This is a genomic window from Suttonella ornithocola (assembly GCF_001889065.1).
In the GTDB taxonomy this organism is placed as follows: domain Bacteria; phylum Pseudomonadota; class Gammaproteobacteria; order Cardiobacteriales; family Cardiobacteriaceae; genus Suttonella_A; species Suttonella_A ornithocola.
This window is the reverse complement of record NZ_LWHB01000135.1, coordinates 1-11,687: the sequence shown is the minus strand read 5'-3', so window position 1 is coordinate 11,687 and position 11,687 is coordinate 1. Positions and strand designations below refer to the sequence as shown.

Annotated in this window: 12 protein-coding genes; 6 read left to right on the top strand and 6 right to left on the bottom strand. The window is 40.8% G+C overall.

From position 1 onward, the window contains the following. Positions 1–252: 252 nt before the first annotated feature. Positions 253–1,404, bottom strand: a complete 1,152-nt coding sequence (locus A5N85_RS10250; RefSeq protein WP_169818656.1) for an FAD-dependent oxidoreductase — start codon at positions 1,402–1,404, stop codon at positions 253–255. A 69-nt stretch (positions 1,405–1,473) separates the two neighbouring features. Between A5N85_RS10250 and A5N85_RS10245 the strand changes: the two genes are divergently transcribed. From A5N85_RS10245 to rluB, 3 genes are read left to right on the top strand one after another with little or no spacing between them, the layout of a single operon-like run. After that, the gene (locus tag A5N85_RS10245) at positions 1,474–2,259 is read left to right on the top strand and encodes a segregation and condensation protein A (RefSeq protein ID WP_072577140.1); all 786 of its coding nucleotides are present in this window, start codon (positions 1,474–1,476) and stop codon (positions 2,257–2,259) included. Then, the gene (gene scpB / locus A5N85_RS10240) at positions 2,256–2,780 is read left to right on the top strand and encodes an SMC-Scp complex subunit ScpB (RefSeq protein ID WP_245935953.1); all 525 of its coding nucleotides are present in this window, start codon (positions 2,256–2,258) and stop codon (positions 2,778–2,780) included. The genes A5N85_RS10245 and scpB overlap by 4 nt, the downstream gene beginning before the upstream one ends. Then, on the top strand, positions 2,777–3,571 hold the full coding sequence (rluB, locus tag A5N85_RS10235) for a 23S rRNA pseudouridine(2605) synthase RluB (protein ID WP_072577139.1): 795 nt from the start codon (positions 2,777–2,779) through the stop codon (positions 3,569–3,571). Before scpB ends, rluB begins: the two co-directional genes overlap by 4 nt. Positions 3,572–3,735: 164 nt before the next feature. Here the strand turns inward: rluB and A5N85_RS10230 are convergent, their stop codons facing one another. The 4 genes from A5N85_RS10230 to A5N85_RS10215 form a co-directional block, all read right to left on the bottom strand. Beyond that, a complete protein-coding gene (locus tag A5N85_RS10230; RefSeq protein ID WP_072577138.1) occupies positions 3,736–4,482 on the bottom strand; it encodes a transporter substrate-binding domain-containing protein in 747 nt (248 codons plus the stop codon). A gap of 87 nt (positions 4,483–4,569) precedes the next feature. Further along, a complete protein-coding gene (fabB, locus tag A5N85_RS10225) occupies positions 4,570–5,784 on the bottom strand; it encodes a beta-ketoacyl-ACP synthase I (RefSeq protein ID WP_072577137.1) in 1,215 nt (404 codons plus the stop codon). A gap of 17 nt (positions 5,785–5,801) precedes the next feature. Beyond that, the gene (fabA, locus tag A5N85_RS10220; protein WP_072577136.1) at positions 5,802–6,329 is read right to left on the bottom strand and encodes a 3-hydroxyacyl-[acyl-carrier-protein] dehydratase FabA; all 528 of its coding nucleotides are present in this window, start codon (positions 6,327–6,329) and stop codon (positions 5,802–5,804) included. A gap of 12 nt (positions 6,330–6,341) precedes the next feature. Then, the gene (locus A5N85_RS10215; protein ID WP_072577135.1) at positions 6,342–7,871 is read right to left on the bottom strand and encodes a L,D-transpeptidase family protein; all 1,530 of its coding nucleotides are present in this window, start codon (positions 7,869–7,871) and stop codon (positions 6,342–6,344) included. A gap of 264 nt (positions 7,872–8,135) precedes the next feature. Here A5N85_RS10215 and A5N85_RS10210 point away from each other — a divergent pair, with 264 nt between their 5' ends. The 3 genes from A5N85_RS10210 to A5N85_RS10200 all read left to right on the top strand — a co-directional run bounded on the left by A5N85_RS10210 (position 8,136) and on the right by A5N85_RS10200 (position 11,180). Continuing rightward, positions 8,136–8,600 carry an RDD family protein gene (locus tag A5N85_RS10210; RefSeq protein WP_072577134.1) on the top strand — a complete coding sequence of 155 codons (465 nt, stop codon included), beginning with the start codon at positions 8,136–8,138 and terminating at the stop codon, positions 8,598–8,600. Beyond that, positions 8,600–9,781, top strand: a complete 1,182-nt coding sequence (locus A5N85_RS10205) for an amino acid aminotransferase (RefSeq protein WP_072577133.1) — start codon at positions 8,600–8,602, stop codon at positions 9,779–9,781. The genes A5N85_RS10210 and A5N85_RS10205 overlap by 1 nt, the downstream gene beginning before the upstream one ends. Positions 9,782–9,854: 73 nt before the next feature. Continuing rightward, positions 9,855–11,180 (top strand): aldehyde dehydrogenase family protein, encoded by a 1,326-nt coding sequence (locus A5N85_RS10200; protein ID WP_169818655.1) that lies wholly within the window; start codon positions 9,855–9,857, stop codon positions 11,178–11,180. Between the two features lie 257 nt (positions 11,181–11,437). Here the strand turns inward: A5N85_RS10200 and A5N85_RS10195 are convergent, their stop codons facing one another. Further along, positions 11,438–11,671, bottom strand: coding sequence for a transposase (locus A5N85_RS10195; protein ID WP_072577132.1), 234 nt, complete (start codon positions 11,669–11,671; stop codon positions 11,438–11,440). Positions 11,672–11,687: the final 16 nt, after the last annotated feature.

Below are 11,687 nucleotides of genomic sequence, written 5' to 3'. Positions count from 1 at the left end.
GGGCATTGGATTAAGCAAATACGCAAATGAATTGGTCGGATGGATTGTATTGATACTTTATGCTTTTATCTGCTTTGGATTGGTTGGGCTTTAGATGATTGCACTATATATCAAATTTTCATATGTATTTTTTGGGAGGTCTGCTATATTTTTGTAAAAGTATGTTTAGTATACTTTCTAAACCACTACCTTTTAAAGACAATATAAACTCTGTTAATGTATGATTACATTGTATTTTTTTAGATTTAGTAATTATTGCTTTGTCCAGCAATAATTTGATAGTCGTATCTCTTTTTGAGGAAAAGCGGGTTGGGAATAATGAGAAGCAGGTAAGCGTGCTATAACTTTTTCAGCAACAAAAGGGGCGAATGCCAACTTTGTGGGCCAAATGGTTATTTCATTATTTTGTTGTTCTATAACGGGAAAATCTGGACGTTTACCACCGGCTGCGCCTTCTGCCCGATTAATGGGAATACATTGATAGTTTTCTTTAGCCCTTGTCCATGATGGTGGCAACCAAGGTAAAGTTTCTTGTAAAAGTTGTTGAATAGACTGAATATGTGAAGAATATTCTCGTCCAACCCCTTCCTCTGCTGGCTGCCCGCCTATCCAATAAACTTTGCCCATATCTACATTTCGATAATCATAGGGATGCGTGGTAATGGTGATTTTGGGTTTGTCGCTCATGCCTAAGCAATGTCCGTAAATATCCGGTGCATCTGTAGGGATTTTTAATGCTGTCATCAATAAAGGACGTATTTGCTGTTTAGCGTTGCTTAATTGCGCATTGGCTTCTCCCGCACAATTGAGCCAAGTTGTTGGCAGAAAAACCTGCTGATTAACAATTAGCTTCTCTTCTCTCTTTTCCCAGTTTGCATCCGTTATAATGCAGTCTCTAAATTGTTCTGCAAAACACTGTAAAATGCTAACTAAATCTAAAACGGGTTCTTCCAAAGCATAACAGTGTCCTTGAAAGTTTGCGGGTAAAAAGTCAGGTAAGTTTTTTTGCGAAAGTCGGGTCATTCGATTTTGCATCATTTTCCCTGCAAAAAAAGCCGTTAGTTTTCCGCCTAGCGCTTGTGTCGTCCATAAATATTGATGCTCTGATAATTGCTTGGCGTGAGATAAATCGATTTCTCCCATGCCTTGTAATGCGGCTTTCCATTTCCCTGGCATTGCAGTAATGGCTTGCGCCGCACCAGATAGCTGACCGGTTAACGCGTACTTCGTCCCACCATGAATAATGCCTTGACTGGCAATCGTCTGACCAGCACCTAATCCCGCTTTTTCCAGTAAAATTGCTGAATATCCCTGCTTACGGAGCATGGCAAGCGTCCACAAGCCTGCGATACCTCCACCAATAATGGCAACATCTATTGCTTGCACTTGGCTGACTTCTCTCAATTCAAAAATCCTATTTTAGCCTAATTCTTTTGTCCTCTATAATAGTCTAATTTTATTCTTGGAGCAGATGTGCAAAAGCAAATTCTAGTTTTTGGCGAACCCATAGAAACGCTCCCCAAAGATTTATATATTCCACCCGATGCCCTACGGGTATTATTAGAAACCTTTGAAGGACCACTAGATTTATTGCTGTATTTGATTCGTAAAGACAATATGGATATTAGGGATATTCAGGTAGCTGTTATTACAGAGCAATATTTAGCGTATATGAAAATGATGGAAGCGCTAGATATTTCCTTAGCAGCAGAATATTTACTCATGGCAGCAACATTGGCAGAAATCAAAGCACGAATGCTATTACCGCAGGTAGAAAATGATGAAGCCATGGAAGAAGAAGACCCAAGAGCCGCCTTAACAGACAGATTGCTGGCTTATGCGCAAACGGTAAAAGCGGCAGAAAAATTAGCTGCTTGGGCGCGTGTAGAAGACGGCATTGCTTTGTCCGCCTACCAACCGCCTGAAGGCATTGTCCCTATCATCAAACCTAATGCAGATACGGAAAAGCTATTGCAAACCATTGCTCAAATCTGGCGTCGCCAAGCCTTAAAGCGTGCACATGAAGTGGAAAAAGAAGCCTATTCACTAGCAGAGCGGATTGCAAAAATCGAAGCACAAATTCTTGCTATCCAGCATTGGCAACCATTGGTGGCTTTTTATCATCATGAAGAAGGTAAAGCAGGCTTAGTCATTAGCTTAATGGCAATGTTAGAGCTTGACCGTTCTCAACGATTGGAATGGCAACAAGCAGAGGCTTTTGCTGATATATTTATTCGTCCTAGAAGAGTAATGATATGATTCCCACTTTAACCTGCCGCATTGAAGCTCTGCTTTTTACTCGCGATACCCCTTTATCTGTTAAAACCCTAGCACAAGCCTTATCTGCCACAGAGCCAGATATTCAAACAGCATTAAAGGCATTGACTGAGCGATATCAAGACTCTGCTATGGCAGTTGTAGAAGTGGCAACTGGTTGGCGTTTACAGCTTCGAGAAAGCTATTTCCAAGATATTTTAGCCTTAGCAAAAACCCATCCCCCTCGCTATTCACGCGCTTTTTGGGAAACTTTGGCTTTTATCGCGTATCATCAACCTGTCACTAGAGCAGATATTGATGCCGTTCGTGGAGTAACAACCAGTAGCGGTATCTATAGACAGCTTTTTGATTTAGAGTGGATTGAAGTTGTGGGGCAACGAGAAGTCCCGGGACGACCTGAGTTACTTGCCACCACGACCACTTTTTTAGAAGATTTTGCATTAACATCCGTAGCGGATTTACCGCCTTTGCCGGATGAGATTAACGAGGAAGAAAAAATATGAAACACGAAGGCGAACGCATTCAAAAATGGTTAGCCTCACGCGGATTAGGTTCGCGAAGAGAAATTGAAGGCTGGATTAGCGAAGGACGCTTAAAAATCAATGGAAAACTTGCCGAGTTAGGACAAAAAGTGACTGGACACGAACGCTTTTCTCTTGATGGCAAACCGCTTCGCTTATCGCCCGAGCAAGAAGCACCACGCGTTGTTTTGATGTATCATAAACCTGTTGGGGAGATTTGTACCCGTAAAGACCCAGAAGGTCGCCCAAGCGTTTTTAATCGATTGCCCAAAATGCGCTATGGTCGCTGGGTTGCTGTCGGAAGATTAGATTTCAATACCGCTGGACTTCTGCTCTTTACTAACGACGGCGAGCTTGCCAATAAACTGATGCATCCTAGCGCAGAAATTGAACGAGAATACTGGGTGCGTGTTGCTGGAGAAGTGACCGAAGATACACTACAAGCCTTACATAACGGAATGGATTTAGAAGACGGTTTTGCTAAATTTGAAGATGTCCAACCACTACAAGCATTGCATGAAGATGATAGTCAATTCAATCGCTATTTTTCCGTCACACTAAAAGAAGGTCGAAATCGTGAAGTCCGCCGCCTTTGGGAAGCTGTGGGATGCCAAGTTAGTCGATTAAAACGTATTCGCTATGGCAGCGTTGAATTACCTAAATCATTAGCGGCAGGCAAACATCGTTTATTAACACCGGCAGAACAAGCACAACTCATTGCCTTAGTCCGCCCTAAACGTGCGCCAAAAAATACCATGCCTCAGCCGCGCTAGATTTTTTTAAATGATATAGCAGGGCTTCCAAAAAAAAGCATACCGTACTTAGAGATAGGATACTGTTTTCAAAGTGGATATCGAGTTAATCTTGTATGCATTTTTTGGGAAGTTGGCTATATTACTAGCTAAAATAGCTTTAGCTAGTAATATGTTTAAAGTATTTACATTTTCATTGAATTATCATCACCAAACCATTTCTTATAAATGGCATCATATTGACCATTTTCATGAATATTCTTTAAACCTGCATTGATTTTATTGATTAATTCTATATTGCCTTTTTGGACAGCAAATCCAATGCGAACATCCTCTTTTTTATCATAAATTTCTGTATTAAATTTTAATTTTGGTGTTTGTTTTGAAAGATACATGAGTGTTCCTGCATCTCCAACAGCTGCTTGCACTTTTCCTTGAGCCAACTGTTTAAAAGCTGAAAAAAGCGTATCGGTCTCTACTAATGGTGTATGATTGATATCTTTAAGCGATTGAAGACTATAAGATCCTTTTTGTGCCGCTACTTTTAGTCCCGCTAATCCTTCTAATGTTTTCACATCAATATTTTTATGACTCATAATAATATTTGGCGCAGAGATATACGGTTCGGACATCTCTGAGATTGCCAATCGCTCAGGATTAATTCCTAAGCGAGCTGCAGCAATGGCATATTTTCCTGATTTTATTGAAGGAAACAATTCGGAACGCTTCATACTAATGAATTTAACAGTAAAACCCTGATTTTTCCCGATTGCCTCTAAAATATCTTTATCAAACCCTTCAACCGCACCTCTTTTATCCTTAAACTCAAATGGCGGATAAGTTGCATCGGTTGCAACTAAATATTCAGGTTCTGCTGCAAAACTGAACACAGACAAAACAGCAGCAATAAATATCATTAATTTTTTTAGCATATAAAATCCCTTTTCTATTAAAAATAAAACGCGCCATTATGAATAACGTGGCGCGTTTCAATTAAGCAGCAATAATGCCAAAAAGATTTATATACGGCTCATAATTAAAGTTGCATTAGTTCCACCAAAACCAAAACTATTGCTCATCACGGAATTTAATCGCTTTTTAAGATTTTCTCTAACGATTGGCAAGCCTTCAGCCGCGGGATCTAAATGGAAAATATTTGCTGAAGCGCTTACAAAATTATTCAGTAACATTAATAAACTATAGATTGCTTCATTAGCGCCTGCTGCACCTAAAGCATGTCCAGATAGCGATTTTGTTGAGCTAATTAACGGCGTTTCCTGTCCTTTAAATGTTTCACGAATCGCTTCTAATTCACGGACATCACCAACGGGTGTTGATGTGCCATGCGCATTGATGTAATCAATTTCACCTTTATGCGTAGACATTGCCATTTGCATACACCGCACAGCGCCTTCTCCAGAAGGTGCTACCATATCATAGCCATCAGAAGTTGCACCATAACCAGTAATTTCTGCCAAAATTTCTGCACCGCGAGCCTTAGCATGCTCATATTCTTCTAAAACTAAGATAGAACCGCCACCAGAAATCACAAAACCATCTCTATCAGCATCATAAGCACGCGAAGCTTGCTCTGGTATGTCATTATATTTGGTAGAAAGCGCACCCATTGCGTCAAATAAAGAAGTCATTGTCCAATGTTCTTCTTCACCACCACCCGCGAAAACAATATCTTGTTTACCCATTTGAATCAGCTCAGCCGCATGCCCAATACAATGCGCACTGGTTGAGCAAGCGCTGCTCATGGAGTAGTTAACCCCTTTAATCTGAAAGGGTGTTGCCAAACAAGCAGAAGTGGTTGAACCCATCACTTTGGTAACCGCATAGGGTCCAATACGTTTGACATTACTACTACGTAAAATATCAGCAGACTCTACCTGCACAGAAGCTGCTGCACCACCAGAACCTACAACCAATCCCGTGCGTGGATTAGAAACATGGTTCTTATTTAATTTGGCACTTTCAATGGCTTGCTGCATAGCAATATAGCAATAAGCCGCAGCGCTCCCCATAAAACGCAAAGTTTTACGGTCAATCAATGACTTTAAATCTAAATTTTTAATATTGCCATGGACTTGTGAACGTAAGCCCATTTCTTTGTATTCGGGGGAAAAGCGAATGCCAGATTTAAGCTGTTGCAAAGATTCTAGCACTTCTTTCACGTTATTTCCGAGGCTGGAGATAATCCCCATCCCCGTAATGACGACGCGTTTCATAAATTCTCCTTTATGGATTAAGCGGCGGCTGAATCGTCGCTAAATAAGCCGACGCGTAGATCGTTACCTTGATAGATTTCCTTACCATCAACACTCATTGTCGCATCGGCAATGCCGAGGACCAGTTTGCGCATAATGGTACGTTTCATGTGAATGTGATAAGTGATTTTTTTATGGGTAGGCAATACTTGGTCAACAAATTTTACCTCACCACAACCCAATGCTCGTCCGCGACCTTTTCCACCAGACCAGCCTAAGAAAAAGCCCACTAATTGCCACATTGCATCTAAGCCTAAACAACCTGGCATCACGGGATCACCTTCAAAATGACAGGCAAAAAACCATAAGTCTGGACGAATATCTAATTCCGCAATAATTTCGCCTTTACCGTATTTTCCACCAGTTTGATTGATTTCTATAATTCGATCAATCATTAACATATTTGGCAAGGGCAATTGTGCATTCCCCTTCCCAAATAAATGTCCTTTTCCGCATTCAATTAATTCTTCGTAGCTATAGCTATGTTTATCTGTATGTGAGGTCATATTGTCTTCTATTTAGTAAGTAAGGGCTTTTTTATAGGCACTAATGAGCTTGGCGTCAAGTTTATAAATATCTTTTGCATGACGAATATCGCCATTGGTGTCTGCCCAAGTTGTCCAATAAACGAGATAAATAGGGGTTTGTTTGGGTGTATTTACCCATTGTTGCTTACTTTGATTCGCAGCTGTTTTAATTTTTTGAGAGTTCCAATTTGTTCCGGTCAATAATACTTGTGCAAAGTCCAATGGATCTGCTAAACGCACACAACCCGAACTTTTCGCACGGTTAGCTTGATTAAATAAGCCTTTACTCGGGGTATCATGCAAATAAATCGCATGTTTATTGGGGAATAAGAATTTTACTTGCCCCAGCGCATTATTTCTGCCCGGCTTTTGGCGCAAAGAATAACTAGATGGGTTAACTGCACTCCAATTCACAGAACTTGGGCTAACAACTTTCCCACCCGGTGTCACGACTTCAAAATTGCCATCAAAAGCGCTCGGATTGGCTTTGAGCTTAGCAAGCTTATCTTTTTTCATAATGGTTGATGGCACTGTCCATGTAGGACTAAAAACCACATGGCGCATACGATCAACAAATCGTGGTGTTTGACGATCAATACGCCCAACAACAGAACGCGTTTTATAGATATCTTTTCCATGCTCAATCACTTTCACTTCATAAGAAGGAATATTGACAAAAATAAAACGATTTTTATACCAGCCAGGTGCCATCCAGCGGATTCTATCCATATTGATGACAAGCGCATCTGTTTTTCCAGTCTTGCCAGAGAGATAACACTTTTTAAGCGCTTGATAATAAGGGTCATCGGCATTAAACGCTTGCAATGGCGCAATGATATTTTGTTGCAGCACTCCTGATGCTAAAGCATTTGCTAATTCTACATCTGTCACTTTAACGGCATTCCATGTTGGGCTAGTTACTTTGGGATTAACCAATCCGTTTGCCAAATCTCCCGCTAGATATAACCAAGCATCTGTCATTAATAGTTCAAGCGCAACAATATCTTGATAATGCGTATCTGGCTTTAAGGACTTCAAAATACTTTGATGGTAAGACGCTGGATTCAACGCATCTTCAACACTGCTTTCAATAGCTTGTTGTAACTGTGGCAATAGTGCTGTGGTTTGATTTTCATGCGTCCAAATGGTTGGATATTGCCGCGTTGTATAAAACGTTTTGACGCGCTCTGGATGCTTAAGCGCAACGCTTTGTCCGTTAATCACGACCTTTTTTAAAGGCTGTTGTAACCGCTCAATTAAGTCAATACGTTTACTATTAAAAGGCATCATTTCTGTTTGAATGACGGGGACTTGTGCTTCTGCTTGCGCCTCAGCGATTTCTTGTTCTTGCTCCGCTGGAGGCTGAATATCTGAAATATCAGCGCCGGGCGGTAAATTATCCTCTAATACAGGCGCTGCACGATCAAATAACGCCTCATCAATTTGTTGTGCAATTGCTACATTTGCTAATGCAGCAGATAAAGATGTTGCAATAAAACAACTTAATAGCGTGAATTTCATCTCTCGCGCATCCTTAAATAAGCTTTAAAATAAGCGCATTTTACAGTTTTTTCAATAGATAAGCTAGAGTGCCTTTAAAGTTTGTAGTGTTTTTGCAACACTATTTAATTTTTGTGCAAATACTACAAATTTATCTGATAATCATGTGAAACGCATCATTTCTATCGCGATATAGTACAAAGGTGCTACTTCCTAAAATAATAGAGGTTTTGTTTTTTCGCATTTCGCTATAGGATGGGCATTTTGCTATCAACTAAGGACAAAATGCCGATACTCTCTGCTAAGCCAGCACCGCTTTGGCGCATTCTCGCTGCCATGCTTTACGATGCACTTTTGCTGATTGGCTGCATCATGATTTTAGGATTTATTAGCGTAGCGCTAAATGGTTTTCAACCTGTAGCTGCGCACACTTGGGGTTCTCATATTTTATTGATTGCAATGATTTTGCTATGGATAAGTTTCTATGTCTTTTTTTGGACACGACAAGGACAAACGCTCGGAATGCGCGCTTGGAAGCTACTTTTAGTCGGAGAGAATAATCGTCCGCCAAAAATATTAAATGCCTTTATCCGTTGGTGCATCGCTTTATTCACTTTACCATTATTAGGATTAGGTCTATGGTGGAAATGCTTTGATCGCCAAAACCAAACACTTTATGGACGATTGAGCCATACTCGTCTTGTACAGGTTTCACATAACCCTTATCAAAAACGCAAGGAGAAATCATAATGTTTCATAATATCCAATCACTGCCAGACGACCCGATTCTGCGCTTATCACAGCTGTGCAAAGAAGACCAACGTCCGCAAAAAATAGATGTTGGCGTAGGGATTTTTATTGATGAAAAAGGCAATACCCCTGTTATGCGAGCCGTTAAAAAAGCTGAGCAAATCGTTTGGGAAACACAAACGACTAAACAATATCAGCCTTTAGCGGGTAATGCAGAATTTAATGCCGCCATGGGAAAATTAGTATTAGGAGAAGCTTTTGATAGTACTCGAATGAGAGTCAATCAATCTACTGGTGGAACAGGCGCACTACGCGTCATTGCACACGTCATCAAAGAATTACAACCGAATGGAAAACTTTGGATTCCCGACCCAACTTGGGGAAACCATTTAGCCGTTTTTGGCGCAGCAGGTATCCAAATTGAGCGTTATCCTTATTTAGACACTGCTACTTGCGAAGTCAATCGCGAAAAAGTTTTTGCTGTTTTTGAAACCCTTGGTGAAAATGATAGCGTCCTTTTACACGGCTGCTGTCATAACCCTAGTGGTGCAGATTTTACGCAAGAAGATTGGCAACGCATTGCAGACCTAGCCAATGAAAAAGGCTTTACCCCCATTATTGACCTCGCTTATTTAGGATTGGGTGAAAGTATTGATGAAGATGCACGGGGCGTTCGATATATTGCCAAAAATTGCCCTCAAGCTTTGATTGCGGTTTCTTGCTCAAAAAACTTTGGGCTTTATCGTGATCGCTGTGGTGTCATTATCAGCGTGGCAAAAAATAGCGAACAAGCAGATGCATTACAAAGCCATGTTAGCGCACAAACGCGTAAACTCGTTTCAATGAGCCCTGACCATCCTGCCGCTGTTGTCGCAGCTATCTTAAACGATACCGCTTTACGCAACGATTGGAAAAAAGAGCTAGAAGAAATGTGTGCCTTTATTCGTACCCGTCGTGAAAAATTACAAACAGCAATGGCGGATGCTGGTGGGCGCGATTGGTCTTTTATTACCCGTCATCATGGCATGTTTTCTCTTTTACCGTTAGGTAAAGAGCGCGTCGATACCTTAAGAGAAGACTATGCTATCTATATGGTCGGAACAGGTCGCACTAACCTTGCTGGCCTTCGTAACGACGAAATGATTGCTTATTTTGCAGATTCTGTAAAAAAAGTCCTATAAATTAATATGATGCCTCTTATTCATGATCACTCATGATAAGAGGCTTTTTGTTAGAAATATCACTAGAGGAATTATGACCACCTTTGAAGCATTTACACAGAAACAAGCCTATATAGATGGTACTTGGCATTCAGCAGAAAATGGGAAACCTTGGCAGCTCTATCATCCAGCGACTGGAGAAGTCTTACTCAATACCGAACTAGCAACATCCGCTGAAGCAGAAAAAGCAATAGAAGCCGCTGCACGCGCATTTACCAGTTGGCGACAAACCTCTCGAGAAACTCGCGCGCAATATCTAGAAAAAATAGCTGATGCCTTTGAAGCCAAATCAGAATACTTGGCAATGTTATCCGTCAAAAATAACGGTAAATTGCGTTTAGAAGCGGATATAGATGTTGCTGATGCAATTGCTTGTTATCGCTACTATGCAGACCTCATTCGACAACAACCCACGCAACAAACCTTACCTGCACCAGAAGGAATGACCTTAATCAAAGAATCCGAACCCATAGGAGTTTGTGCATTGATTGTTCCATGGAATTTTCCAATGGTGACAACGGCTTGGAAACTTGCACCTGCACTGGCTGCTGGCTGCACAGTCATCCTTAAACCTTCAGAATATACCCTTCTGCCAGAACTGGTTTTAGGCGACATTCTCACAGAAGTGAATTTACCCAAAGGCGTTGTTAACATCGTTGCCGGGGATGCGGACGTTGGTCAGCTCATGAGTACCCATCCTTTAATCAATAAAGTTTCCTTTACTGGTAGCAATGCCGTGGGAGAAAGTGTCATGCGGCAAGCCGCTTCTGGAGTTAAAAGTATTAGCTTAGAACTTGGTGGAAAATCCGCATTTATCGTCTGTGAAGATGTTGATTTAGATGCTGCTTGCGAATGGATTGCTGCGGGTATTTTCTTTAACGCTGGTCAAATTTGCTCTGCAACCTCGCGTTTACTCATTCCAGAAAGCATCGCTCAACCTTTATTAGAACGGCTTAAATTAAAAGCGGAAAATCTTATCGTTGGCGCAGGAGAAGATGACAATAGCACAATGGGAGCTATTACCAACGAAGCACAATATCGCCGTATCCAACAATACTTTTCAATTGCTAAAGAAGAAAACCTACCTTTAATTACTGGTGGGCATACTATCGGTGAACATGGATGGTTTATCGCACCTACTATCTATGCACCAGTGCCAACCTCTAGCCAATTATGGCAAGAAGAAATCTTCGGACCAGTGTTAGTTTGTGCCACTTATCGCGATATTTCAGAAGCGATTAAACTGGCTAACGAAAGTATTTATGGATTAGTCGCAACCGTTGCTAGCGCCAGTGTAGAAAATGCAATGCGTATAGCAAAAGCGCTACGCGTTGGGCATATTTGGATTAACAGCGAGTAAATTGTTCTACCACAATCTGGCTGGGGGGGATTTAAGCAAAGTGGTATTGGACGAGAATTAGGCGTAGATGGACTATCCGCTTATACCGCTAGCAGACACACCTTAATTCCCACACAAAATCCATAAATAAATTGTCGCGACTCTGTCGCGGCATACTTAAATTGTAACAATACAAAAATAAAACTTTTCATTAGATACTTCTGTCATCTGCCAATGAATTTCATATTCTGTTGAAACCTCAAAATTTGGATATTTTTCTATTTTTCCATAAGTGTTATAGTCAAATCACTTATAATCCAATCCATCCAAAGCAGATAAAAGAATAAAGTATCAATACAATCCATCCGCCATTCTTTGCGTATTTGCTTAATCCAAGCCCACATCTTTTCAATAGGATTTAAGTCTGGACTATAAGGGGGTAACCAAACTATCTCATGCCCATGCTCTTCAATGATTGCTTGAATATCACTGCGTTTATGAAAAGCGGACATTGTCCATGACAATTAC